Genomic DNA, 25,749 nt, shown 5'->3' with positions numbered 1-25,749 from the left:
AAAATGGAAATTTAGTTTAAAGCATCAGCATATGAACCTGATAGACCTGAAAATTTTCGCCTGTGTAGCCAGGCAGCCTTCGCTGGGGGCGGCGGCGTTGGAATTGCACCTGACGCCTTCTGCCGTGTCCAAAGCCCTGCGCAGGCTGGAAGGGGATATCGATACCGTCTTGTTTAACCGTTCTGCCAAGCAACTGAGTCTGAATGCCAGTGGCTTGCGCATGCTCGATTTTGCCCGCAATATGCTGGCGATGGCAGACCAGGCCAAAGCCGATGTCAGTGGCGGGCAGGCCAGTTTCAATTGCCGCGTTGCCGGGCCTGCTATATTGCTATGGCGGCACGCTGCCCAGTTCAGGCAAGCCATGACGGCGTATGCTGATGCTGAAATCCATTTATCCAGCATGTATGAAGATGATGCCCTGGCGGCGCTGGCAAGTGGTGAAGTAAATAATGCACTGGTGACCGGTGAAGTGCTGCACGGGCGTGGCGGGCATTGGTCGGCAGACTGGGTCAGCACGCCTTTGGGGGCCTTGAATTTACAGTTGCTGGCGGGGCGTCAGCATCCACTGGTCAGCGATGCACAGGCACGTGCTCATGCAGGAAAGCCTGATCACTGGCAGGTCAGCAGCGAGCAGGTGCTGGCTCATGATTTTGTCAGCCCTTCACGTTCGCTGTTTTGCGGCAAGCAGCGTGGCACACGTTCTGATGGCTGGCGTGATGACCAGTTGCCGCGCAAGATACGCTACTGGATAGATGATTTGCAATTATTGCTGTCCATGGTCAAATCCGGCCAGGCGCTCGCTTATTTGCCTGACTTTGCGTTGACCGACAGCGATTTGCTCAGGCTGGAAGTCAGCGATTGCGGCTTCCAGTGCAGCGAAGAAATCCACCTGGTCTGGAATGGCAAAAACGCTGCCCAGTGGCAAATTGAACTGGCGCAGACACTTGCCGGGCATAATGTCTGAATGTGGCTGAAGGTGGCTGAAGGTGGCAACTTTGGGCAGGTTCAGGCAATCCAGCGAAACCTGGGATACTTGATTTTCGCCAGGCGCAGGGTTTTGCGCAATGAATAGGCTACAATCCGTTACATAGCGAATTTACTGGGATGCGTGTGAAGCATGCTGCCATGGTTAACATGGCAGGCAGACAAACCGGCGTCATCCCCTTGAAAGAAGAAAAGGCTAAGAATATGAGCAATACCACCCATTTTGGTTATACCACCGTCGAAGAAGACCAGAAGGTCCATAAAGTGGCCGAAGTATTTCATTCGGTGGCGGCAAAATATGATGTCATGAATGACATGATGTCGGCTGGTCTGCACCGTGTCTGGAAGATTTTTACCGTTGCCCAGGCTGGAGTGCGCCCGGGCTTCAAGGTGCTGGATATTGCTGGCGGTACTGGTGACCTGACCAAGGAATTCGCCAGGCAGGCAGGCAAGACCGGTGAAGTCTGGCATACCGACATCAATGAATCCATGCTCAGGGTGGGGCGTGACCGCCTCTTGAATAAAGGCCTGATCACCCCCACCTTGCTTTGTGATGCAGAGAAATTGCCATTTCAGGACAATTACTTTGACCGCGTGTCGGTGGCTTTTGGTTTGCGCAATATGACGCACAAGGATCAGGCCCTCGCAGAAATGCAAAGGGTATTGAAACCAGGCGGCAAACTGCTGGTACTGGAATTTTCCAAAGTGCCGGAAATATTGCAAAAACCGTATGACCTGTATTCATTCAAGGTCTTGCCGTGGATGGGGCAAAAAATAGCCGGTGATGCCGAGAGCTATAAATACCTGGCCGAATCCATACGCATGCATCCCGATCAGGAAACCCTGAAAGGCATGATGGAAACGGCAGGGCTGGAAAGAGTACAGTATTTCAATCTGACGGCAGGTGTGGCCGCTTTACACACCGGTATCAAATGTTGAAGTCGATGAATTTGAAACAAACAGGAGTCAAATGATGAAAAAATTTCTGATCGCCATGCTGATGGTAGCAAGCACCATGGCAATGACCTTGTCGGATGCAGAGGCCAAGCGCCTTGGTGGCGGTGGTTCCATTGGCCGTCAATCAAACAATGTATCGCGTCAGGCGACACCGCCTGTCAGCAACAACGCCAACCAGGCCCGGCCTGCGACACCAGCGGCAGCACCTGCTGCTGCGATCCCGCCTAAACCGGCAACACCCTGGAAGGGCATTGTTGGCGGCCTGATCGGTGGTGCCCTGCTGGGCGCAGCCTTGTCCCATTTTGGCCTGGGCGGTGCCCTGGGTGGTGCGCTGGGCTCATTGCTGACCTTTGCGCTGATCGGCTTTGCGATTTATTTTGTGGTGCGTCTGTTCCGTCGTAATAGTGACCAGACCAATGGCGGGGCGTCGGCTTTTTCACAGCCTGCTTATGCCGGTGTGCCTGCATCAGACATTTCCCGTCAAGAGCCACAGGCTTTCCAGGGTAATTCGATGGCATCTGCAAGTGCGCCAGCAAATAATGCGCCCTGGGGTGTTCCAGCTGATTTTGATGTGCCAGGTTTCCTGCGTAATTCGAAATCTTATTTCATCCGCCTGCAGGCGGCATGGGACAAGGCTGACATCAATGACCTGCGTGAATTTACGACGCCAGAGATGTATGCTGAACTGAAGCTTGAAATCCAGGAGCGTGGTGCGACTACCAACGTGACTGACGTGGTGTCGATTGATGCCGAGTTACTGGGCCTGGAAAGCAGTGGCAATGATCATCTGGCCAGCGTACGCTTTACCGGCATGATCAAGGAAGCACAAAATGCACCGGCAGAAGCCTTCAATGAAGTCTGGAACCTGTCCAAACCTGTCAGCGGTCAGGGCGGTTGGGTACTGGCAGGCATACAGCAAGTGCAGTGATGACAGTGCGCATGAGCAGGCTGAAGTTTGCTCATGTTTGCCCACGGTTTACTATAGCGCAACCATGTACACTGCGATAAGCTGTTAAACTGGAAGCCGCCCGCGATTGCTGGGCGGTTTTTTTATTTCCGGGCTTATGCAAAAACAGGCAAAAATGCCTGACAGTTTTTTGCCCAGGCCCTAATCGACCATGACACCTATCTCCGCTTTTATAAATCATTTGCTGGCGCAAGAAACCTGGGCCAGAAATGCGCTGTTGCCGCATGCCGGAAAGATTGCCTGTATCGATGTCCAGACCATGCAGTTGCGCCTGAAAGTCGGTGCCGACGGTTTGCTCGAATCAGCCGATGCGGGCGCTGAGGCACAGGTCACCATCCGCATCAAGCTCAGCGATCTGCCCCTGATTGCGCAAAACCGCGAACGTGCATTTTCTTATGTCAAGATCGAAGGCGATGCAGATTTTGCCAACACCATTTCCAGATTAAGCCAGAACCTGCGCTGGGAAGCAGAAGAAGACCTGAGCAAACTGTTTGGCGACATTGCCGCCGTACGCATGGTCGGGCTGGCGAAATCTGTCGTGCAGACTCTGGGGCAGACGCACCAGAAAATTCAGGAAAACCTGGCTGAGTATTTTCTCGAAGAAAATCCCATGCTGGTCAGGCCCTCGGCCGTGCAGGGTTTCAGTGCTGAAATCAATAAGACACGTGATGATGTCGAGCGTCTTATCAAGCGCATCGAAAAACTGGAAAGGATGCGCGGATGATATTGAAATTTTTGCGACTGTTCAAAATCATACGCATCGCCATCAAGTATGGCATCGATGAAATCGCGATTTCCGGTCTGTCCGTTCCCCGCACTGCACGCCTGATCGATACCGTCATCTTCTGGCGCGATATCTCGGCCCCGCGTGGCGAGCGCTTGCGCAAGGCGCTCGAAGAACTGGGCCCCATCTTCGTCAAGTTTGGCCAGGTATTGTCCACCCGGCGCGACCTCATGCCGCCGGATATCGCCGATGAACTGACGCACCTGCAAGACCGCGTCCCTTCATTCGATCCTGACCTGGCAATAGCACAGATCAAGAAATCCCTGGGCTCACACCCTGACCAGCTGTTTGCCAGTTTTGAGCGCGTGCCCGTGGCATCTGCCTCCATCGCCCAGGTGCATTTTGCCGTGCTCAAGGATGGCCGCGAAGTCGCTGTCAAAGTGCTGCGCCCTGGCATGAAAGAAGCCATCGACGATGACGTGGCACTCATGCAGATTGCCGCTGGCTGGCTCGAAACCCTGTGGGCAGATGGCAAGCGCCTCAAGGCAAAAGAAGTCGTGGCCGAGTTTGACAAATACCTGCATGACGAACTCGATCTCATGCGTGAAGCCGCCAATGGCAGCCAGTTGCGCCGCAATTTTTCAGACTCCAATTTGCTGCTCGTGCCGGAAATGCATTGGGACTATTGCTCGTCCTCAGTCATCGTCATGGAACGCATGCAGGGCATACCGATTTCACAGCTCGATAAACTGCGTGAAGCCGGTGTCGATTTGCAAAAGCTGTCGCGTGATGGTGTGACCATCTTTTTTACCCAGGTGTTTCGTGATGGCTTTTTCCATGCCGACATGCATCCCGGTAACATCCTGGTATCGACCGCACCGGCGACGCTGGGCCGCTATATCGCGCTCGATTTTGGCATCGTTGGCACGCTCAATGATTTTGATAAAGACTACCTGTCGCAAAATTTCCTGGCGTTTTTCCGTCGCGATTACAAGCGCGTGGCAGAAGCCCATATCGAATCCGGCTGGGCACCAAAAGAAACCCGCGTCGATGAACTGGAAGCTGCCGTGCGGGCCTGTTGCGAACCTATCTTTGACCGTCCGTTAAAAGACATATCCTTTGGCCAGGTTTTGCTGCGCCTGTTCCAGACATCGCGCCGCTTCAATGTCGAAGTACAGCCACAACTGGTGCTGCTGCAAAAGACCCTGCTCAATATCGAAGGCCTGGGGCGGCAGCTTGACCCTGAACTGGATTTGTGGAAAACCGCCAAACCCTATCTGGAACGCTGGATGAGCGAGCAGGTCGGCTGGCGCGGCCTCATAGAAAAACTCAAGGCCGAGGCACCGCGCTACAGCCACATCTTCCCGCAACTGCCACGCCTTGCCCACCAGGCCCTGACGCGCGCGGCAGAGCCATCGCATAATGATGAAATGCTGGTCGCCCTGCTGTCTGAGCAGCGCCGTACCAACCGCATGTTGCGCACCCTGTTATACCTCGGCGCAGGCTTGTTTATAGTTGCCGGTGTGTTTGCGGTGCGCTTTTTGTGGCATGCTTATCTCACGACATGAATGATGGCAAACTTTAGCTGATGGCAGACTTTTCAACACGTGATCCGCGCAACCCTGCATTCTGGGATGAGCGGTTTGAAAAGAATTTCATGCCCTGGGACAAAGGCAATGTCCCGGCTGAGCTGCAAGCCTTCATGCAGACCCTGCCGCAACCGCTGAACACCCTGATCCCCGGTTGTGGCAATGGCTATGAAGCTGGCTTTCTGGCGCAAGCCGGCTGGCCTGTGGTGGCGATTGATTTTTCTCCCGCTGCCGTGCGCAGCGCACAGGCGGCGATAGGTGAATGGGGCAGCCATGTCATCGAAGCAGATTTTTTAACCTATGCGCCACCGCAAGCCCTGGGCCTGATTTATGAGCGCGCCTTCTTTTGCGCCTTGCCTGCTGCAATGCGGCCAGATATCGTCAGCCGCTGGGCGGCGCTGTTGCCTGCCGGTGCCTTGCTGGCGGGTTATTTCTTCTTTGATGATGCGCCCGATGCCTCGTTGAAAGGGCCGCCGTTCACCATACACAGCGCCGCATTTCGTGAACTGATGTCGCCGTATTTTGCCTTGCTTGAAGAGCGTGCCGTCAGTGACTCCATCCCCGTGTTTGCGGGCAAGGAGCGCTGGCAGGTGTGGCAGCGTTTGTAATATCGTGATCGTGGTTGGGTTAATCGTAGGTTGGGCCTGGCTTCACCAACCCAACACTCGGCGTTTAGGACGCGTACGTTTATCATAGGCCCAGTGTTGGGCTGGTAAAGCGTAGCGCAACGAGGTCTGGCCCAACCTACGATATTCCACAGGCACGTCCCTTGCTTGCTACTCCTTCACACTGACCACGTCATAAGCCGGTCACCTTCGTGCTTCACTCTCCCTCACGGCATCTGCCTCTTGAAAGGGAATCAATGAACAAAACAGTCACACTGGCATTGCAGGGCGGGGGCTCTCATGGTGCGTTTACCTGGGGCGTGCTCGACCGTCTGCTCGAAGATGGACGTATCGACATCGAAGGCATCAGTGGCGCCAGTGCGGGTGCCATGAACGCTGTCGTGCTGGCCCACGGTTATCTGCAAGGCGGGCGGGATGGTGCGCGTGAAGCATTGAAAACTTTCTGGGAAAGCGTTGCCGCAGCAGCGCCTTTCAGCCTCTTGCCGGATGAGCATTCATTGACCTCAGATATTACGGCGCAATCAGAACTGGCTGCCGGCATGAAGCATTTTGTTGGCCTCATGCGGTTTTTCTCGCCCTTCCAGCTTAATCCTTTTGACATCAATCCCCTGCGCGATATTTTGTCGGCGCAGATCGATTTTGACCGCTTGAAGGACGCAGCGGCGATCAGGCTGTTCATCGCGACTACGCAGGTCAGTACCGGCACGCTGAAGCTGTTCCGCAACAGGCATATGAGCCTGGATGTCTTGCTGGCATCAGCCTGTTTGCCGATGATGCACAGGGCAGTTGAAATTGATGGTGAGGCCTACTGGGATGGTGGCCTGACGGCCAACCCGCCGCTGTTCCCGCTGGTGCATCAATGCCAGGCACGCGATGTGCTCGTGGTACTCCTGCATGCGCAGGCCAGCAGGCAGGTGCCTACTTCGGCCAATGAGATCTGGCAGCGCCTGACCGAGATGGGTTTCAGCTCTTCTTTCTATACCGAATTACAGGGCCTGATGCTGGCCAAGCGTGAAGCCCAGCGTAGCTGGCTGGCTTTTGGCAAGCTGGAAAGACGCCTGCGCAGGCTGAACATGCATGTACTGGAAGCACAGGACCTGATGAGCCAGCTGAGCACGCATAGCAAGATGAATGCAAACCCGGTTTTCCTGCACCGTCTGCATGCAGAAGGGCGCCTGCATGCACAAACCTGGCTCGATCAGCATTTTGATCAATTGGGAAAGAGTTCCACATTCCGGCTTGCGCAGTTATTCCAGTAAGGTAGTTATTCCGGTACCGCTTTATGCCAATCCAGCAGTGCGGGCAGGCCCGGTGCGGGAAATTTATTTCCCGCAAGAAGCGGGATTGTTTTTAGCTGACGCAAGGTGTTACCATCGGCAGGTTTCCACCGGTAGGCGACTATCCTCATGCGTATCCTCAAATCTGTTTCTGATCTTGCCCAGCTCTCCGGTATCCCCTTGCATGCCGATGCAGTCCATACCCTGCACAGCGCCGCTGATTACCGTCAGCAATTACTGAAAAAAATCGCCAGTGCCAAAAACAGGATTTACCTGTGCAGCCTGTACCTGCAAAATGATGAAGCCGGCAGCGAGATACTGGAAGCCCTGTATGCCGCCAAGGCCGCCCATCCGGCGCTTGATATTGCCGTGCTGGTTGACTGGCACCGGGCGCAAAGGGGCTTGATCGGTGCCGCCAAAAACAGCGGCAATGCCGGCTGGTACCAGGAGATCAGCAAGGCGCATCATTATGCCGTGGCGATTTATGGCATACCCGTGCAGACCCGTGAACTGTTTGGCGTCCTGCACCTCAAGGGTTTTGTGATTGATGACGAAGTCATCTACAGCGGTGCCAGCCTCAATAATGTCTACCTGCACAAGCTCGACAAATACCGGCATGACCGTTATCTGATAATTGAAAACAAGATACTGGCCAACAGCATGGTGCAGTTTATCCGTGAACACCTGCTCTCGGCGGCGGCCGTGCACCGGCTTGACATGCCCGACATTCCGCCCACGCGCAGCATACGGCGCGAAATCAAACAGTTCCGCGACAAGCTCAAGCGTGCGCGCTACACGTATAACCTGCCTGAGCAAGAGTCGCCACCGCATGCGTTGACGGTCACGCCGCTGGTCGGTGTGGGTAAAGACAATCCGCTCAATAAAGTCATCTGCCAGTTGCTGGCCGCCAGCCATACGCAGATCACCATCTGCACGCCTTATTTCAATTTCCCGCTGGCAGTGACACGTGAAATCAACCGCGCCTTGAAACGTGGTGTGCGTATTGCCATCATCGTCGGCGACAAGACCGCCAATGATTTTTTCATCCCGCCTGAGCAGCCTTTCAAGGCGATTGCCGCCTTGCCCTACCTGTATGAAGCCAATCTGCGCCGCTTTGCCAAATCTCACCAGGCAGAAATCAGCAGCCAGCAACTGCAACTGCATTTGTGGAAAGATGGCGACAACACCTACCATCTCAAAGGTGTATGGGTAGACCAGCAGTTTGCACTGATGACAGGCAATAACCTGAACCCGCGTGCCTTCCGCCTTGATCTGGAAAATGCCCTGCTGATCCATGATCCGCAACAGCTCCTGCAAAAACAGCGGCAGGAAGAACTGGCGCAGATCATGGAAAAAACCAGCCGCATCACCCATTACCGCGACCTGGAAAAATTACGCGATTACCCTGAGCCAGTGCGCAAATTATTAAGCCGCCTCCGGGGCAGCAGCCTGGACAGGCTGGCTTACCGCGTACTCTAGATACGGTAGAGCCATACAATAGAGCCACACAAAAAAAACCAGAACGGCAGCCCCGGCAAGATCAGGGAAATGCCGTCAGACTTCAGGAGACAAAGGTATGGACCAGGCTTTGCTATTGCCCCTGACAGGCATCCCCATCGTGGTGCTGGGGTTTGCCTTGCGATTTAATCCCTTGCTGGTGGTGACAGTAGCGGGCCTGGCGACAGGGCTGGCTGCCGGCCTTGATTTTGTCAGCGTGCTGGAAACCTTTGGTGAAAAGTTTTTAAACAGCCGCCAGCTGGCCAGTGCGCTGCTGATCCTGCCCGTGATTGGCCTGCTGGAAAGATATGGCCTGCGCGAACGGGCGCAGCAATGGGTGGCCGGCATACGCAGCGCCACCACCGGGCGCATACTGATGCTGTACTTTGTCGTCCGTGAACTCACTGCCGCCATGGGCCTGCTGAGCCTGGGCGGGCAGGCGCAGACGGTCAGGCCCCTGCTGTCACCGATGGCAGAAGGCGCAGCCAGCAACCGCTATGGCGACTTGCCAGCCCCTATCCGTGACCGCATCGCCGCGCACGCTGCTGCCTGCGACAATGTTGCCCTGTTCTTTGGCGAAGATATTTTCATCGCCTTTGGTGCGGTACTGCTGATGAGTGCCTTCCTAAAAGAAAATGGCATACAGGGCATGGAACCGCTGACCATCGGCCTGTGGGGTATTCCCACCGCAGTCATGGCGCTGCTGATACATCTGTTTCGCCTGTCGCGCCTTGATGCCAGCATTGCGCGTGACATCCACGCCTGGCGCAACCGGGAGGCATCTGGCGCAGCCGCTGGTACCGTAGATGCCGCAGCAGGGGCGGCCCATGAATAGCCTCGTCAGCATCAACCTGGTGTTTTACCTCATTGGCATCATCGTCATGCTGGTGGCTTTCATGACAGTGCGCGACAGCAGCAACCCGCGTCGCTACACCACGGCCCTGTTCTGGTTCCTGCTTGGCTTCAGCTTCCTGTTTGGTGACCTGATGCTGGCCGTATTGGGAAAAACGCTGACCTACAGGCTGACAGGGGTGATGGTGCTGGTCATGGCGGGCTTGGCCGGTGCGAATCTGCTGGGGGCAGGCGCGCATGATGACAGCGGGCGCGCACAGCGACTGCAAGCATCGGGCAAGCTGGGTAAGCTGGGTAATAAAATCTTTATTCCAGCGCTGACCATTCCCGTTGTCACCGTCATCTTTACGGTCTTGCTGAAAGACTTGCAATGGGGTGCCTGGTATTTGCTCGACCAGAAAAACCTGACCCTGGCCGCATTGACGATTGCCTGTGTCACTGCACTGGCGCTGGCTTGTCGATACACAGGTGGCACGCCCATGCAGGCGGTACGTGAATCGCGCCGCCTGATCGACTCCATAGGCTGGGCGCTGATTTTGCCGCTGATGCTGGCCATGCTGGGCGGCGTCTTTGTGGCCGCCAGGACCGGGCAATCCATACAGGCCATCGTCAACCTGCTGATTGACCCTGGCAGCCGTTTCACGCTGATCATCATGTATTGCTGCGGCATGGCCCTGTTCACCATGATCATGGGAAACGCCTTTGCCGCCTTCCCGGTCATGACGGCCGGTATTGCCATGCCATTCCTGATTAGCCAGCATCATGCCAATCCGGCGGCGCTAGTGGCCATAGGCATGTTTTCAGGTTATTGCGGTACGCTGATGACGCCCATGGCTGCCAACTTCAATATCGTACCGGCTGCCTTGCTGGAACTGAAAGACAAGTACCAGGTCATCAAGGTACAGGTGCCGACTGCTATACTGGTCTTGACTGGCAATATCCTGCTCATCCATTTTTTTGCATTTCCATAAAATATGAAACGCATACTGCTTACCGGTTTTGACCCTTTTGGTGGCGAACTCAGCAACCCCTCATGGGAAGTGGCGCGTGGTCTTGATGCCCGCCTGGTGGATGACGATCACCAGATCGTTGTGGCGCAATTGCCGTGTGAATTCGCCAGCTCTTTGCAAATCCTCGAAGCGGCACTCAGGCAATATCAGCCCAGCATTGTCTTGTGCCTGGGGCAGGCCGGTGGCCGTGTTGATATCAGTGTGGAGCGCATCGCCATCAACATCAATGATGCGCGCATACCGGACAATGCAGGTGCCTTGCCAGTCGACGTGCCGGTGGTCGCAGGCGGGCCAGCCGCCTATTTCAGCAGCCTGCCAGTGAAGGCGATCATGCATGCGCTGCGCCAGGCAGGCATACCCGCATCGATATCACAAACTGCCGGCACCTATGTATGCAACCACGTGTTTTATGGCCTCATGCATATGGCGCAGAAGATGGACCATATCAGGCAGGCCGGCTTCATCCATATCCCGTATCTGCCCGCGCAGGCAATGGCCAGCCCCGGTGCGGCCAGCATGTCTCTGGAGGTGATGAAAAGCGGTATATTGACGGCGCTGGAAGCCTGCATCCTGAACACGCAGGACTTGCGCCTAGGCGGTGGTGCGAACCACTAAGCTGCCTTCAGCCTGGTGTTGGCATGAATACTTGCAGAGGTTCGCAGCAGATTTGCAGCAAATTGCCGCACTTACTGTAGCTGCGGCGTTGACGGCGTCTTGTTATCCGATGCGCTGGCTTCTATGATTTTCTGGGTACTGCCCTTACAGTCTTCCTTGTTGCCAGGGCTCAGTTCTGACCTTGATGTGCGGCTTGCCGCATCTTTGGCCGTGACAGAGGTCTGGTTGGCGACATTTTTCTCGTTTTTCTCATTCTTGTTAACCAGCACTTCGGCCGCAGGCGTATATGACTTGAAGTAAGAAATCAATTGCGCTTCCGCATTTGATACCGCCAGTGGTTGCGCGAAGGCAGCGGGCGTGGTCGCCAGCAGGCCAGCCATCAAGGTGCCGGCAAATACCAGTTTTACAGGGAAAGTCAGTCTCATTTTTTCGCGTCCCGATGTAAGCAGCGCATTTGTCCAGAATAGTTTTGTTCGCGCCTGCGTAGGTATTGCAAAGAACGTGCCAGAAATAAAACCCATCAAAAACAAGAACTTGGCGAAAGCTGTTGATTTTTGTGCATGTCCACTGTCCGCTTGCGGTCACTTTGGCGGACAAAGCGGACACTGGCGGACACATGCGGACACTGCCGTCAGGCAACATCCAGCAATCAATAATCAATAATCAACAATCGCGATTATTTTGCCACCGGCTTGGGCAAGGGCAGCTCGCCAGCCTGGTAAGTCATCAGCAAACCCTTGGGGCCGATGGCCCAGCCAGTGCTGGCATTGGCAAAGGCGACGGTATTGACGGGCGTGGTTCCCAAAACCCGCCAGCTCTTGCCGCCATCGACCGAGATGCCGGAACCGGCCAGCCCGGCTGCCACATAGGTGTGTGCCGCACCTGGCACGGTCGCAATGACGGACATGAAGCCCTTCGGCAATACCGGGCTGGCTACCCAGCTCATGCCACCGTCTTCGGTACGCGCGGCATTGAGGGTGTCCAGCTGGGGCAGCTTGTAGTCACCACCAACGACCATGCCATTTTTTTCATCGAGAAAGGCGACGGAAAATGCGCCCTTGCTCGCAGCCGCTGCCGGAATCGGTAAATTGCTGGCAGCCCAGCTCTTGCCCAGGTCGGTACTGCGGAACACCCGCGCGGCATCGGCCCCGCCTGTGACTATCCACGCGGCCTGTTTGCCGTAGACCGCAATGCAGGTGCCACTGGCAGCAAAACCGCCTTCATTGGGCAGGGCAGTCAGGCCTGCATGGCTTTGCTCTTGCCAGCTTGCGCCACCGTCAGCAGTGACCAGCACCTGGAAACGGCCATTGACTGCATCGCCAAACAGCATGCCGTTTTTTGCGTCAAAAAAAGCAAAGGCATCCCAGAAACCGGCAGGCTCCTGATTGGTTTTCAGCAATTGCCATGAAGCGCCGCCATCACTGGTCTGATAGATGCGCGACTTGTCGCCGGGGCCTGCACTCATGATCAGCGCATGGTCTTTGTCAAACGCCTGGATATCACGAAAATCCAGGCCGTCGGCACCGGCTACCTGCATCGCCTGCCAGTGCTCGCCATCGACAGTGCGCAGCACGGTGGCCTTGGCACCGCTGGCCCAGGCGACTGTAGGGCTGACGACAGAAAGTCCGCGCAATTCAACCTGCGTGCCACTGTCTGTCATACGCCAGCCTGGCGCTGGAGTCTGTGCTGGCGTTTGTGCCTGGGCTTGTGCCTGAATGGGTAGGTGAATCGCGCACAGCAGGGTGGCGCTGAACAGGGCAAGAAATGGCTTCATGATTTTTCAGGAAATAAAGATCGCCTTATTGTAAATCCCTGCCGGCATGCACATGCAAAAATTCTGCAATAGCATTGCCGCTTACTTTGCTGCCAGCAAACCCAGAAAGCGTGCGTGGATGGCGGCAGTGGTCTGCTGCACGATGGCTTGTACGTGCGCTTGCACATGCACCGAGGTGCTGGCTTTGCTTTCCTGCCCGGCCTGCTGCGCCTGCTCTTCCAGCCTGATCAACTGGCGTATCGTACTCAGGGCAGCCTGGCTTTTACCATCATCTGCATGCAGCGCATCCTGCTCGCCCTTGTCTTGCATGGCATTGCGCAGCCGGGTGATGTCCATCTGTGCCTCTTGCAAACCCAGCGTCTGGGCAATATCGAGTTTGACCAGTTTTTCATCGGCACTGAGTCGCGCATCGAGGTCGGTATGGGAACTGAACTTGATGATGATTGCCACCATTTCTATCGTCAAAAACCACAGCAGCCACCAGATGAATTGCAGGCGCCTGGGCATATCGTTTTTCAGCATGTCCCAGGTGGCGGCGAAGTCTGCTGCAAAACCGGCATGGGCGGCCAGGTCTATTTTTTTTGCCTGTTCTTCTTCCAGCACAGTGCTGCGCTGTCTTGCGCTGGTGATGCTGGCCCGGCTGTCACGCCAGTCTTCCATGAGCTGGTTTTTCTCTGCCAGCTTTTCATTTTTCCAGGTGATCAGGCGCTGGCTGACCTGCATCTCATATTGCTGGCAACGGGCCTTGGCTGCATGGATTTTCGCCTGCATGGCATCGATCTTGTCTTGCCAGTGCCGGCCTTCGCTCAGGCCTGATGCGGCTGCTGCCGAGAGTTGCTGCTTCCACACAGCCAGTTGCGGTGCTGCCTTGCGTTCTTCTTCCTTCAGCCGGTCGCGGCACAGGTGCAGTTGTGCGCGCAGTGCGGCCATGTCCGGTGCTTCGCTGCGCAGGTTTTCTTCGGCCTTCTGTAATTTTTCATCGATGCCGGATGCGGCCATTGCCAGCACCGGCAAGCCTGCCGCCACCTGCGCACTTTGCACATTCTGTATCAACCGGCCGCGCGCCATTTCTCCTGTTCTGACATCAATTTCGGCACGGTTACTGTCCACAAAAAACGGGTACACCATGGTGATGGCTGACAGGCAGGCCAGCAGGCTGCGCCAGCTCAGGCCAGCCAATTTTGCCTGCCATGAAGCGTCTGAGGCAATCGACATGATCATCTGACGTTCGAGGCACCACTGGAATACCGCCCAGACACAACCCGTAATGACCGCACCGCTGGCGCTGACATTGGCCATGCTGGCCAGCATATGGCTCATGCCATAACCGGCAAACAGCGCAAAGAAAAGCACCAGCGCGCCCATGCCCAGGTATTTCTGGCGACCACGTGCATGCACGAAATGCCCGGCCGGATTTTTTTCATCCAACACTGGGAGGCTGACACCGGCAGACAATGCCAGCAGGCTTTTCAACGCATGCCTGCATGCGTCTGCATTCAGAATGGGGAAAGACATGCCGCGCTCACATATTCTTGAATAAAGTCATGAAGGGCTGGCTGACGCTCAGAGTTTCTGGCCGGGTTTTCAGCCTGACCACGCCCTTGCCGGTGTCATCACGCGATACCGAGGCTATCGCCTTGATGTTGACGATGGTCGAGCGGTGTATCTGCTTGAACAGGGCATTGTCGAGTACTTCCAGCAAATCGCGTATGGGTTTGCGCAACAGCGATTCGCCTTCTGCCGTCATCACCACCGTATATTTGCTGTCTGCCTGGAAGTAGGCAATATCATCGACCATGATCAGCCGGGTTTCATTGCCGACGCTGGCGGTGATCCAGACCAGCGGTTCGCGCTTGGGCACATCGGCAGGGCCGCCGCTGAGCTGGCGCACCAGTGCAGTAATTGCCTGCAAATCAGTGGCACCGGTCAGGGCGCGCTTTTGCAGGCGCTTCACGGTGGCCAGCAGACGTTCCTGGGCGATGGGTTTGAGCAGGTAATCAACCGCGCCTTTTTCAAAGGCGTCGATGGCATACTGGTTATAGGCCGTGACAAACACAATCTGGCTGCGCGGGCTGACTTCTGTCATGGCGGCGGCCACTTCCAGCCCGCTCAGGCCCGGCATGCGGATATCCAGAAACACCACATCCGGCTGATGGGCGGCAATCGCTTCCAGTGCGCTGCCGCCATCATCGCAGGCGGCGACGATGTCCAGCTCTGGCCAGGCCAGGCTCAGTTGTTGCAGCAGGGCTTCGCGCAGCAGGCTTTCATCTTCTGCGATGACACACTTAGGCATGGTGCTCTCCTTTATCGGCAGCTTTTTCCCTGACGACTGGCACCGTAATGGTGGCCGCCACGCCGCTGGGGAAATTGCCCACCAGTACAAAGCTGGCGGTATTGGCATAGGCCAGGCGCAGGCGTTCACGCACATTCTTCAAACCGATGCCGGTACCGCCAATTTCTGCCCCCAGGCCATTGCCATCGTCGGCGACGGTGACGGCGACATTGCCCTCATGCTGCCTGGCGATGATCCATATTGTGCCGCCGCCGGTCTTGGGTTCCAGGCCATGCTTGATGGCGTTTTCCACCAGGGTCTGCAACATCATCATGGGGAAGGGCAGTGCCTTCAATTCTGGCGGTACCTGGATCTGTATGTTCAGGCGCGCACCCATGCGTATCTTCATGATGTCGAGATAAGCGATGGACCGTTCCAGTTCTTCACCTATGCTGGAAGCAGTATCTTCGGTGCGCGGCAATGAATGACGCAGATAAGTGATGAGGTTGCCCAGCATCTGGTCGGCTGCCGCTGGATCGGCCCGCGTCAATAATTGTGCACTGGCCAACGTGTTATACAGAAAATGCGGTTCCACCTGCGCATGCAAGAGATTCAGCTTGGCCACCGTCAATTCTTTTTCGGTGACGGATTGTGCGGCGCTGGCTTTTTCCTTACGCCTGCGCTCGGCAATGCGGCGGGTGATGGCGCGGGTGATGGCTTCGGCGTTTTCGAGATTGGTGCCATTATCGACGAGGAACAGGTCTGTCCAGGCCGGGCGTTCCGGCTCACAGATCAGGGTCAGGCTGCCGATGCCGTCACCGGGGGTAATGGTTGCCAGGATCTGGTTACGCTTGGTCGCCAGAAAATCCAGCAACTTCCATTCATCGACGATATTCGCCTGATACGGGTCGATGCGTTTGATTTTGGCGCGTATCTGCAAACTGTCCCTGGCGCTGTCGGTGTCTTCTGCACCGGGCAGTTCACGTATGGCGGCATCGACCAGTTCAAATGCCTCGCTGGCTTCCAGCGGGATTTCTATCTGGCGGCGCTGGCGGTTGGCGAGCGTGCCTGCATCCACCTTGCTGGCGATCAGGCGTACCCGCCGCACATGCGAAAAACTGATACCCATCACCAAGGCCACCGCAGCCAGGGGCAGGAAGACCATTTCCGCCGGCATGTGATTCCTGAAAATCACGTTGACGATAAATATGGTGCTGAACAGTATCAGCAGGCCCCAGCCAAAACTGGCACGTAAGATAAACCAGATCGTCGTGAACATTGTTATTTCCTTCTTATTTGCGATTGCTGCCAAGAATAATTGCCTGCGCGGCTTTCGTCTTGCATTTTCCGACAAAAGCAAAAAAATGCTGACGAATCGCGGATAACAGGGAATAAAACTGACTGACAGCCGCCATGCTGAACTAGTCAGCATGCGCTGGTGCCAGCGAAAAAGAGAGCTTGTATTTTTACTGTGCGTCACATAGTATTATGCTGTGCAACACACAGTATGTGAAAAACAGGAAGGAATACTGCATGTCAGAAGAACGGCTGGACAAAATGCGTCTGGAATTGCGCCGTGGTGCCCTGGTGCTGGCGGTGCTGGCTTCATTGCGCCAGCCGCAATATGGCTATTCATTGCGCAAGGCCCTGTTCGATAACGGCATCGATATTGATGAAGGCACCTTGTATCCCCTGGTCAGGCGGCTGGCAGACCAGGGCTTGCTCGACAGTGAATGGCAACAGGCCGAAGGCCGCGACAGGCGTTATTACACCCTCTCGGCTGACGGGCTGGACATGCTAGAAAAACTGACTCAGGAATGGCATTTGCTCAACGGCCCCCTGGCCCGGCTCTTGGAGAAATCAACATGAATCTGCTGCAAAACTATATCAGCGCCGTCAAACGGGAATTGCCAGAAGCGCAGCGTGACGATATCGCCCGCGAATTGCAGGCCAACATACTCGATCAGATCGACAGCCTGCGCGAGCAGCTCGGCAGGGACATCAATCAGGACGAACTGGCTGCACTGCTGGAAAAACTGGGCCACCCAGGCAAAGTGGCCGCCAGCTACCGGCCTGCCACGGCCCTGGTCAGCAGCGAGCTGATGCCCTTCTACCACCAGGTATTGTTCAGCGCTTTCGGCATTGTCCTGCTCTTGCAATCCTTAAAAAGCGGCATGACTTTTTTACAGGCAGAGCATTTCAGGATCATGCAGGCCCTGCTGCAATTATTGTCCGGTTTTGTCGATCAGTCGGCAAAGGTATTCGTGGTGGTGACCCTGCTGTTTTATGCGGCTTCTGTACGCGCGGCCAAAACCGGCAAGCCTGGTTGGCTGACACAGGGGACATGGCGGGTGCAGGATTTGCCCGACCAGCCGCATGAATGGCAGGCCATACGCGGTACCGACATCATCACTGACCTGGCCAACTGCGGCTTTGCCCTGCTGCTGATCTGGCATGCCTTTTGGATGCCGGCGCAAAGCCTGAATGGCCTGCCTGTTGATTTTTCACCGGCGATGGCCAGCTATTTCCCGTGGATGACAGTGCTGTTGTCATACAGTATCGCATTTTGTCTGTGGTGCCTGCTGCAACCACGCTGGGACAAGAAAAAACTCGTGCTGAACATCGCGCAAAATATCCTGTATGCCGTTTTGTTCCTGCTCTTTGCCCAGCTGGATACCCGTTTTGTGACCACGGCACAGGGTATGGCAACTATGAGTGACCTGCCCAGGCTTGATCATGCGGTTCGCCTCGCTTGTGCGGCTTATGCGCTATACCTGATGTACCAGGTTTTCAGGGACGGGCAGCGCTGGCTGCAATTACACGGCGACTCTGCGCTCATTCATACCAGTCGTCAGTAACATGATGCTACAAAATAAATATTTCCGCGCTACTAGCGGGAATGGTTTCAAATGCGCTAGTCTTCTGCTGAATGGAAATTCGTCGTCAGACTCTCGTTTGTATAAATCGTTGTATGAATCAATCAGTGATTGGGGTAAAACATGGAAATTGATCCAATGGAAACCGTTGAACAATTAACGGAAGAGCAGGAAGAAAATAAACAGCACAGGGCCAACCAGCACCTGAACATACTGGTCGCCATCACCGTTGCCTTGCTGGCGACCTTCATGGGCATCTGCAAGGTCAAGGACGATAATATCGTCCAGGCCATGCAACAGTCGCAAGCCAATAAAATTGATCACTGGGCGTTTTACCAGGCCAGAAACATCCGTGAAGAAGTCGCTAAGGCGACTGAATTACAGTTGCGGCTGGCATCAAAAAACGCACCTGCTGAACAACAGGCAGACTACCTGGCCGCCATCGATACTTACAACAAGCTCGCCAAAGAACAGCGCGAGAAAAAAGAAGAACTGAAAAAGCAGGCAGAGCAGGACCAGGTTGATTATGACAACGCCAATTACAAGGATGACCAGTTCGACCTGTCAGATGCCTTGCTGGCGATTGCCATTTCCTTGCTGGCAGTGACTGCATTAACCAAACAGAAATGGCTGTATTACCTGTCCCTGGTGCCTACAGGTTTTGGCGTGCTGATGGGCGTGGCCGGTTTATTGGGCCTGCATATCCATCCTGATGCACTGGTGGCTATGCTGTCTTGATCCTTACTGTATATCCAGATTGCGGATTATGGTCCGCAATCCGCAATCTGGATAAGCCTTCCTTTGCTACTTCATCTATTGTCCGTTAGGGGTATGCGCCAGGCAATTTCCCCTTTTGATTTCTCTTGAAGTGACTTCTCTGAAGATGTACTATTAAGATGGCAATATTGCAATTTATTTGCAATCTTAATTTGCAGACTTAATCTGCAATCAATATCACAGGCAATTTCTTACGAATCAAGCAAAGGGAGCAGGCGATGGATATAAAACTTACTTTCCGCAATTCATCCAACGATACAAATAATTCCAGTGTCGTTATTTTCCAGAAAAATGTGGCAGCAAATTTTGAAGAAAAGGCCGTGGCCTGGACGGTCATTCAAAATTGCGGTCAAAACGAGTACCATCCCTTTACTTATCCTATAGGCATGACCCTGTCATCCAGCGACAGCTGGGGTAATTACACACCACAACTGCCAGCAGAGCATGGGCAAATGTTTGAGGCAGCAATGGCCGCTTCTGGCGACCACCTTGCTTACGCCGGGCCCGCAACAAGCGCTTCAGAAGTCCAGGTGCGCAATAATCTGGCGCAAGGCGCCATCAATGCGCATATCTTCAAGGCTGGCAAGCTGCTGGCTATCAAGACCGCCGTTGCCCCTGGTCAAAGCGCAGCATTCAGGCTGGAACCGACCTTGTGGATAGGCGCAGTTTCTGAGATGGAAGAAGGCGATGTCATGAATTCGGCGGTGCTGTCCAGTCTCAATACCGAGTTGTCTTTGCTCGGTATCGCCAGCGCAGATATCGTGATGACAGGCGGTGGCCCGGGCCCGGACTCCACACCGTTTGCATTTCATTTCGAAAACATCCGGTCCGCCTGATCCTGCTTCAGCTCCTAAGGCCGCCCCGGTGGTTCAAGCCTTATCAGAGCCTCATAGCCACCCGGCAGCACTTTGTTAGGCAGCCATGCATCCTGCCTGCCACGCTGGCGCTGCGATTTACACCAGCCCTCTCTCTTTTTAAAGCAAAGGACATGACATGAGTATTGAACGGGTTATTCACCTGAAGCTCATCAATCTTTCGGATGACAGTAATACTCACGTCGTCATCTTCCAGAAAAATGTGGCAAGCAATGTCGATGCAAATGTCATCGCCTGGAAAGTGATCATCAAGGAAGGGCCGAGAGACAATCACCATCGCCCGTTTTCCTTTTCCATGTCCATGGCTGTTAGCGTAAGTGATGCATGGGGTAACTATACGCGGCAGTTAGGCGCGTATGCTGGTCGCTTATATAGCTATGGAGAAGCTCCCGGACATTATGATTATTTGCACTATATAGGGCCTGCCAGTGTCAGCAGTGAAGTACAGGTCCGTAATGGCAAACCGAATGGTGCAATCAATGCAGTCATTTACAGAGCCGGACAAAGACTGGCAGTCCACCATTCCATCGCCCCGGGGCAAACAGCCGCGTTTGAATTCAAGCCTTCAATCTGGATAGGTGTTGCCTCGCAAGTGCAGGAAGGTCAAGTCATGGACCCAGCCATTGTTGCCAGCATCGATACCGAATTATCGCTGCTTGATATTGTGAGCGCAGATATCATCATGAAAGGTGGTGGCTCAGGTGCCAGTTTCCAGCCTTTCACTTTTAGCCTGGAAAATATCGTCAAGGGCTGAGCCCATGTTCAGGGTTTTCCCGATGGGTCCAGACGTATCACCGCCATCGGTGGCACTTCATTGGGCAGCCATTTTTGGTGAATCCTGGCGAAATGGCCTTCTTTCTTCAGCCAGCGCAGGGCATCTTCCCAGGCTTTGATGGTGCTGGCGGGTGTCTGGGTCGAAAACGCCAGGTACAGTTCCAGGCTGTCGAGCACTTTGACCTTTTCGACTTCATCCACCGAATGGCCGATTTCTTTTAGCACCGACGACACCACCAGGCTGCCTTCCACCCACAAGTCAAAACGTTTTGCCAGCAGCATATTGGCAATCACCTGCGGTGTCGGCGCCTGCTCTATGTTTTGAAAACCCTTTTTGCGCGCCGTGTCGGCAAAGATGCTTGAGCGGTAAGCACCCACTTTCAGTTTCTGGATATCGTCCCCCATGGCTTGCAGGCGTGCGGCATTGCCCTTGCGCGTGTAGAGCGATGTCGTTGATATCGCCACCGGCCCCAGCAAGATCATCAGTTTTTCTCGTTCTTCAGAACGGCCAACCGTGAACAGCAGGGTATTTGGTTCTTCCAGCAAGGCCTTGTAACCGCGTGCCCATGGCACGACCTGCACCGGGTGGCTGCTGCCTATGCGTGCCTGCAGGGCCTGCACCATTTCTACGGCCATGCCGTCTGCCTTGTTGCCATTGCCAAAACTGACTGGTGGCCAGTCTTCGGTAAAAATCTGTAATTCCTGTGCGCTTGCCAGCGATGACATGAACAGCAAAGCCCATAGCAAGCCAACCCTGCGCAGGCGGGAAAGCAGGGTGCGTAAGCAGAAAGGGCCAAAATGGGCAGCGTGCATGATTGCCTGATATTTGCCAGAGGCTGGCGTGATTAAAAATATCAAATTCCAAGCAGGCAAAATAATCTGTGCACCTGTATTCTGGCGCTTGCGAAGGTGTCGATAAATTAAGGACACCGATTATTTCGCCTGCTCTGAATTTACAACAATTCTGCTTGCAGAGATAGTTGAACAATGCAAAACCGTCTGCCAGGATGCGTTTGTCCTGTTAAACAATGACAATTTTGGGCTGTTGCGCGGCATGGCCGCCACAAAGTACGGTCAGTTACATTTTTTCCTGTCTTTCTTGCCTTTCTTGTTTTTCTTTTCTTAATTGCAGTGATTTTTGCAAGTCGCTCAAGTCACCAGTTTTGCCGTGCACGCCGACAATCAGCTTCACCGCAAGCTGGTGCTGCCTGATCAGGCTGTCAAGTTCTTCACTGCCTTCAAAGGCGGGTGGGACAGGGCCAAGCTCAGGCAGGTAAAACAGATCGCCCTGAAATATCGTGCCAGACGCCGTATCGTAAGCCACCAGCATGTCAGACGCATGGGTGCTGGCGACAGGTAGCAGCTGTATGCGGCGGCCACCCAGGTCCAGTTCTGTGGCTTGATTGACTTCGATGGTTTTCGCGGCGACGGCATCGCCCAGTTGCCGCGCCACTGCCAGTTTGCCATCCTTGCCCAGCATGATGTGCAGCCCGTCATTGAGGTAGGCAGGCAGGCCAGCAATGTGGTCACGATGTGCATGCGAGACGATCACATAGGCCAGCTTGCGCCCCGGTGCAGTCTGTTCTATCAAGGCCCTGAGTTTTGCCGCTTCTGCCGGGCTGACGGGGGCATCATAAATGGCGACGCTATGGCTGCCTACCGAAAACCCCGTGTGGTAACCCGATTCTGTGCCATCAACACGATAAGTGCCGGGCGCAATCAGGCTGGCACGCAATGCGCCCTTGTCCTGCTTTTCCACATACGCTGGCGGCAGCGCAAAGTCTTGCGCACCAGTGTGTGGCACAGCCTGCGCTAGCACAGTCCATTGCACCTGCAAATCATCGCCTTTCATGACCCTGACCTGTTGTGGTTGTTTGAAATAGTCATCATCCTGGTAGCGGCTGTAGTCAAAGCGCGATACCGCATTTCTGGCGCTGACCACATGCCCGCTTGCCAGATCCAGCGCCAGCGTGGCTGGTCTGCCTGCGGCATCCTTGAAGCTTTCTATACGATAGTTGGCATCTGTCGAGGTGGCGGCTGTAGTGGAGATGGGCTGCCTTTCAGTCGCCTGTTCGAGCAACAGGGCTGGTGACAGGAACAGCAGGTCGGCATAATTTGTCAGTGCACTTGCCGCGTCTTCCCTTTCAATTTCTATGCCGCCGCGCCATTGCATGAGATCGACCGTGGCCATGCCTTCGGCTGAGCCGGTACTCATGAAATGGAATTTGATCTGACCAGGCCAGAACGATTCAGTGACCAGGCGAAAATGCCTGTCCTTACGCAGCAGTGCATTTTGGGTCAGCTTGATTTCTTGCGTCGCCAGCGTTGGCGTGTAGGCCTGATGGGACACCAGACGTGTGCCCTGCATCTGCAAAAGCACGGCGCTGCTGTCGCTGATGCTGTCAGCCTGGGCGGCGCTGCTGAAAGCCCATGCGATACAAAACGTGAAGGTGCATGCCGATGTAAATAAAAATGTAGATACAGATCGCGATGCAGATCGGGATGCGCACTTCAGTGCGCGTGGTTTGATTAATTTGCGGATGGCTGATGGTGTCATGTTGATCTCGTGATTGTGCAAATGTCTGGACAATCAGGTAGATACAAGAAAAACGCACGAGCAGGTGCGTTTATGTGACGGGTGGTGCGGAATAAGCCACGAAGCTTATTGGGGCTTGGCCCACTGATGCATTAATGCGGATGTGCTGATGCGTTGGCTCATTGATGCATTGATGTCGTTGCGTATCAACTCATCGCAGTTTTGATAAAACAGATGCAGCACTTTATCAGCGCTGCATCTGCCTTCATGCGGTTGGCTATCTTTCAGGCGCGCTATGTGGCTTGCGGCCATCTTCCTTCTCTTTTTCCTTGTCTGGCCTGTGCACGGGCGCTGGAGGAGCCGCCGGTGCAGGTGCCGGCATGGCCGCTGGCGCTGGACGCATTTCCATGCGCGGAGCTGGCTGCGGGATCTGCTGCGGTTGCGGTTGTTGCGGCTGTACTGGTGCCTGCCTTATCTCCACGCGCGGTGCCTGTTGTACCTGGGGCTGCTGTTGCATCTGTGGTTGCTGTTGCATCTGTGGTTGCTGTTGCACCTGCGGCATTTCCCTTTGCATCTGCACCGGGCTTCTTTCACGCGGGCGCTCATTGCGCGGATCTTGTTGCCCGGCATTGTCTGGTGCGCGGTTGCCACCATAACGCGAACGGTCACCGTTTCGTTCAATATTACGGTCAACATTGCGGTCAATATTTTCCGCTGGCCTTGGCGCAGTCATGATCGCATTGTTGGCCGGGCTGACGACATTGGGGCTGCGCTGCGGCATATTCTGTGGCTGGTTTTGCTGCACAGCTGCGGGCAGCGCAATACCATTATTGGCAGCAGGCATCACGACAGCCGGTGCACCCGGTGTCGTCGCAGGCTGGCCATTCGGACTGCGCAAGTCGCCTGGCCGTTCACCTGGCCTGTCGCCGGGGCGCATATTCAATCTTGAACCCCTGTCCTGGTTCTCACCAGAGCGTTGATTCAGGTTACCCGTCATGGGGTTGCCAATCGGGTTGTTAGCATTGTTAACATTGGCTGGCGGGTTCACAGTCACCGCATTATTAGGAGCAGGCACGGCAGGCCCGGTAATCACCTGTGGCCGGTTATTGAGGTTGTTGAGGTGAATGACATTGTCATTGCCATTGCCATTGTTGCCGTTCGGGCGATAGCCATTCGCGCCATTACCGGTATTGTTGCCGATATTGCCGGGGTTATTGGCGACTTCGCCAGACCGTATTTGCGGCCTCAGTTCAGTCTTTGGCACATTCGGGCCAGCATTGAAATTGTTGACTGCCGCACCCTGTTCATTACCGGCAGGCGGGTTGCGCGAAATATGACGCTGGAACTGATTGGCATCCTGCCAGCCATGCGGGCGGGCATCGCCAAAGCGGTTGCCGTTGCCCGGTGTCAGGTCGGGCGCATGGGTCACTGCCTGCACCTGTACGCTTGCCGGGTTAAATTTGGTATTACGCACTGACATCACATTGTCGCCACGCACAAAGGTGTTGGTGGGCACAACGGTGACGGCGTTCTGCCTGCCCTGGTTCACAAACACCGTGCGGTTATTGATGATGGTCGTGTTGTTGATGACTACAGTCGGGTTCAGGCGCTGGATGTAGGTCACGTTTCTGGCATAGCCAGGGCGGTAGATTTCACCAGGCCCAAGCGGGAACCAGCCAACCGATGCAGAGTGCTGTTGACCAGGATTGAGACTATTGCCAAAACCAGGGTTGCCATTACCGACAAACGCCACCAGGGCCGGTGCATAGACCGGGCGCTGATGCTGCTGATACGCACCCGGCACCCAGGCCCAGCGCGCGCCTACATACGCCCAGCGGCCATAGTGATATGGCGCAAAGCCCCAGGGTGCACGGTCAACCCAGGTCCAGCCCCAGGGGGCTACCCAGACCCATTTGCCGTCACGATACGGTGCCCAGGTCACGTCCACTTGGCGCGGGTACCAGACTGCGCCATATTCTGTTGTGGTTTCCCATGCGCCATAAGAATCCAGCTGCTCATAACCGATGATTTCACGCGACACATAACGTGCTGATATGGCGCTTTCCTCGGCGCGGTCACGATCATAAGCCCATTGGTCGAAGGTATCGTAAGGCAAGACATTGGTGATCTGGGTATGCTGCAAATTGCGGCCCGAAAAACGTGACTGCTCGCCTTCACGCACGGTGATGGTGTCGCGCTCACCCTGTACTACGCCGGTGCCGCGCCGCACCAGAACGGTGGTGCTGTTGTCCGGGTTGACATTGATACGGTATTCGCCAGGTTCTTGTATGGCAAACAGCAAATTGGGGGTATTAACTTCAAAAATTTCATTGTTCGCCAGCGCACGTACGCGTACGACCATGCTGCCTTGCTGCAAATCTATCTGGGTCGCGTCATCGGTCAAGTTGAGGAAATGGATGCTCGTGTTTTCCTGCAAACGCAAAGCGCTGGAACCCACATGCAATTCTGCCCTTCCAGCCGATGGCACCAGCAAGCCGTCACCGGTAGAAATAGGGCGATTCGGCACCAGTGCCGACCAGTCTGTCGTGCCTGCGTCGGCAAAACTGAGATTGCCATACGAATAACTGACGCGCGCAACCCGGCCTGGTGGCTCATCCTGCGCACTGGCGTTTGCCTGCATAAACAGGCCGGCAATGGCAAAGGCAGCGACTTTTAACAGATGCTTGCTAGTCTTGGTATTACGCATAGTTTGGTTTCCACTGTATGCAGGAATGAAAATAAAGGCGACAAATAAAGAGGGTGGCAA

The 25,749-nt window shown here is 55.0% G+C and carries 25 protein-coding genes; 16 read left to right on the top strand and 9 right to left on the bottom strand.

Translation table 11 applies throughout. From position 1 onward, the window contains the following. Positions 1–31: 31 nt before the first annotated feature. From ACO0LH_RS02765 to ACO0LH_RS02735, 7 genes are all read left to right on the top strand, one after another. Positions 32–964 carry a LysR family transcriptional regulator gene (locus ACO0LH_RS02765; RefSeq protein ID WP_422939517.1) on the top strand — a complete coding sequence of 311 codons (933 nt, stop codon included), beginning with the start codon at positions 32–34 and terminating at the stop codon, positions 962–964. A 224-nt stretch (positions 965–1,188) separates the two neighbouring features. Further along, positions 1,189–1,923, top strand: coding sequence for a bifunctional demethylmenaquinone methyltransferase/2-methoxy-6-polyprenyl-1,4-benzoquinol methylase UbiE (ubiE, locus tag ACO0LH_RS02760; RefSeq protein ID WP_422940555.1), 735 nt, complete (start codon positions 1,189–1,191; stop codon positions 1,921–1,923). A gap of 34 nt (positions 1,924–1,957) precedes the next feature. Beyond that, the gene (locus ACO0LH_RS02755; protein ID WP_422939516.1) at positions 1,958–2,869 is read left to right on the top strand and encodes a Tim44 domain-containing protein; all 912 of its coding nucleotides are present in this window, start codon (positions 1,958–1,960) and stop codon (positions 2,867–2,869) included. 190 nt (positions 2,870–3,059) lie between these two features. Continuing rightward, the gene (locus tag ACO0LH_RS02750) at positions 3,060–3,632 is read left to right on the top strand and encodes a ubiquinone biosynthesis accessory factor UbiJ (RefSeq protein ID WP_422939515.1); all 573 of its coding nucleotides are present in this window, start codon (positions 3,060–3,062) and stop codon (positions 3,630–3,632) included. Then, positions 3,629–5,200 (top strand): ubiquinone biosynthesis regulatory protein kinase UbiB, encoded by a 1,572-nt coding sequence (gene ubiB, locus ACO0LH_RS02745; RefSeq protein ID WP_422939514.1) that lies wholly within the window; start codon positions 3,629–3,631, stop codon positions 5,198–5,200. The genes ACO0LH_RS02750 and ubiB overlap by 4 nt, the downstream gene beginning before the upstream one ends. Positions 5,201–5,220: 20 nt before the next feature. Further along, on the top strand, positions 5,221–5,829 hold the full coding sequence (locus tag ACO0LH_RS02740; protein WP_422939513.1) for a methyltransferase domain-containing protein: 609 nt from the start codon (positions 5,221–5,223) through the stop codon (positions 5,827–5,829). A gap of 254 nt (positions 5,830–6,083) precedes the next feature. Next, positions 6,084–7,106, top strand: coding sequence for a patatin-like phospholipase family protein (locus ACO0LH_RS02735; protein WP_422939512.1), 1,023 nt, complete (start codon positions 6,084–6,086; stop codon positions 7,104–7,106). 5 nt (positions 7,107–7,111) lie between these two features. Here the strand turns inward: ACO0LH_RS02735 and ACO0LH_RS02730 are convergent, their stop codons facing one another. Next, entirely contained in the window at positions 7,112–7,255 is a 144-nt protein-coding gene (locus ACO0LH_RS02730) for a hypothetical protein (protein WP_422939511.1), read from the bottom strand. On the opposite strand from ACO0LH_RS02730, the gene pssA reads away from it, so the two are divergent. The 4 genes from pssA (at position 7,254) to pcp (ending at position 11,098) form a co-directional block, all read left to right on the top strand. Next, the gene (gene pssA / locus ACO0LH_RS02725; RefSeq protein WP_422939510.1) at positions 7,254–8,603 is read left to right on the top strand and encodes a CDP-diacylglycerol--serine O-phosphatidyltransferase; all 1,350 of its coding nucleotides are present in this window, start codon (positions 7,254–7,256) and stop codon (positions 8,601–8,603) included. The genes ACO0LH_RS02730 and pssA overlap by 2 nt on opposite strands. A 97-nt stretch (positions 8,604–8,700) precedes the next feature. Next, entirely contained in the window at positions 8,701–9,456 is a 756-nt protein-coding gene (locus ACO0LH_RS02720; protein ID WP_422939509.1) for a DUF969 domain-containing protein, read from the top strand. Further along, positions 9,449–10,444: a DUF979 domain-containing protein gene (locus ACO0LH_RS02715; RefSeq protein WP_422939508.1), complete on the top strand. Its 996-nt coding sequence runs from the start codon at positions 9,449–9,451 to the stop codon at positions 10,442–10,444. Before ACO0LH_RS02720 ends, ACO0LH_RS02715 begins: the two co-directional genes overlap by 8 nt. A 3-nt stretch (positions 10,445–10,447) precedes the next feature. After that, entirely contained in the window at positions 10,448–11,098 is a 651-nt protein-coding gene (gene pcp / locus ACO0LH_RS02710) for a pyroglutamyl-peptidase I (RefSeq protein WP_422939507.1), read from the top strand. 71 nt (positions 11,099–11,169) lie between these two features. On the opposite strand, the gene ACO0LH_RS02705 is transcribed toward pcp, so the two are convergent. From ACO0LH_RS02705 to ACO0LH_RS02685, 5 genes are all read right to left on the bottom strand, one after another. Beyond that, complete coding sequence (locus ACO0LH_RS02705; RefSeq protein ID WP_422939506.1) at positions 11,170–11,523, bottom strand: hypothetical protein; 354 nt, start codon at positions 11,521–11,523, stop codon at positions 11,170–11,172. A 251-nt stretch (positions 11,524–11,774) separates the two neighbouring features. Further along, positions 11,775–12,872 carry a WD40/YVTN/BNR-like repeat-containing protein gene (locus ACO0LH_RS02700; protein WP_422939505.1) on the bottom strand — a complete coding sequence of 366 codons (1,098 nt, stop codon included), beginning with the start codon at positions 12,870–12,872 and terminating at the stop codon, positions 11,775–11,777. An 81-nt stretch (positions 12,873–12,953) separates the two neighbouring features. Next, positions 12,954–14,387, bottom strand: a complete 1,434-nt coding sequence (locus ACO0LH_RS02695) for a DUF4407 domain-containing protein (protein WP_422939504.1) — start codon at positions 14,385–14,387, stop codon at positions 12,954–12,956. Positions 14,388–14,394: 7 nt separating this feature from the next. After that, positions 14,395–15,165 (bottom strand): LytR/AlgR family response regulator transcription factor, encoded by a 771-nt coding sequence (locus ACO0LH_RS02690; protein ID WP_422939503.1) that lies wholly within the window; start codon positions 15,163–15,165, stop codon positions 14,395–14,397. Next, on the bottom strand, positions 15,158–16,423 hold the full coding sequence (locus ACO0LH_RS02685) for a sensor histidine kinase (protein WP_422939502.1): 1,266 nt from the start codon (positions 16,421–16,423) through the stop codon (positions 15,158–15,160). Before ACO0LH_RS02685 ends, ACO0LH_RS02690 begins: the two co-directional genes overlap by 8 nt. Before the next feature lie 254 nt (positions 16,424–16,677). Between ACO0LH_RS02685 and ACO0LH_RS02680 the strand changes: the two genes are divergently transcribed. The 5 genes from ACO0LH_RS02680 to ACO0LH_RS02660 all read left to right on the top strand — a co-directional run bounded on the left by ACO0LH_RS02680 (position 16,678) and on the right by ACO0LH_RS02660 (position 20,426). Next, the gene (locus ACO0LH_RS02680; RefSeq protein WP_422939501.1) at positions 16,678–17,013 is read left to right on the top strand and encodes a PadR family transcriptional regulator; all 336 of its coding nucleotides are present in this window, start codon (positions 16,678–16,680) and stop codon (positions 17,011–17,013) included. Then, complete coding sequence (locus tag ACO0LH_RS02675) at positions 17,010–18,002, top strand: HAAS signaling domain-containing protein (protein ID WP_422939500.1); 993 nt, start codon at positions 17,010–17,012, stop codon at positions 18,000–18,002. Before ACO0LH_RS02680 ends, ACO0LH_RS02675 begins: the two co-directional genes overlap by 4 nt. 141 nt (positions 18,003–18,143) lie before the next feature. Next, a complete protein-coding gene (locus ACO0LH_RS02670; RefSeq protein WP_422939499.1) occupies positions 18,144–18,758 on the top strand; it encodes a DUF4337 domain-containing protein in 615 nt (204 codons plus the stop codon). A gap of 257 nt (positions 18,759–19,015) precedes the next feature. Continuing rightward, positions 19,016–19,633 carry a hypothetical protein gene (locus ACO0LH_RS02665; protein WP_422939498.1) on the top strand — a complete coding sequence of 206 codons (618 nt, stop codon included), beginning with the start codon at positions 19,016–19,018 and terminating at the stop codon, positions 19,631–19,633. 157 nt (positions 19,634–19,790) lie between these two features. Next, entirely contained in the window at positions 19,791–20,426 is a 636-nt protein-coding gene (locus tag ACO0LH_RS02660; RefSeq protein ID WP_422939497.1) for a hypothetical protein, read from the top strand. A gap of 8 nt (positions 20,427–20,434) precedes the next feature. Here the strand turns inward: ACO0LH_RS02660 and ACO0LH_RS02655 are convergent, their stop codons facing one another. The 3 genes from ACO0LH_RS02655 to ACO0LH_RS02645 form a co-directional block, all read right to left on the bottom strand. After that, positions 20,435–21,259, bottom strand: a complete 825-nt coding sequence (locus tag ACO0LH_RS02655; protein WP_422939496.1) for a substrate-binding periplasmic protein — start codon at positions 21,257–21,259, stop codon at positions 20,435–20,437. 265 nt (positions 21,260–21,524) lie between these two features. After that, a complete protein-coding gene (locus ACO0LH_RS02650; protein ID WP_422939495.1) occupies positions 21,525–23,003 on the bottom strand; it encodes an MBL fold metallo-hydrolase in 1,479 nt (492 codons plus the stop codon). Between the two features lie 256 nt (positions 23,004–23,259). Continuing rightward, positions 23,260–25,689, bottom strand: coding sequence for a DUF6600 domain-containing protein (locus ACO0LH_RS02645; protein ID WP_422939494.1), 2,430 nt, complete (start codon positions 25,687–25,689; stop codon positions 23,260–23,262). Positions 25,690–25,749: the final 60 nt, after the last annotated feature.

The sequence above is a fragment of the Undibacterium sp. TJN19 genome, assembly GCF_049339485.1.
In the GTDB taxonomy this organism is placed as follows: Bacteria; Pseudomonadota; Gammaproteobacteria; order Burkholderiales; family Burkholderiaceae_D; genus Undibacterium.
The sequence above is the reverse complement of the archived record's forward strand: the minus strand, read 5'-3'. Positions and strand labels throughout refer to the sequence as shown.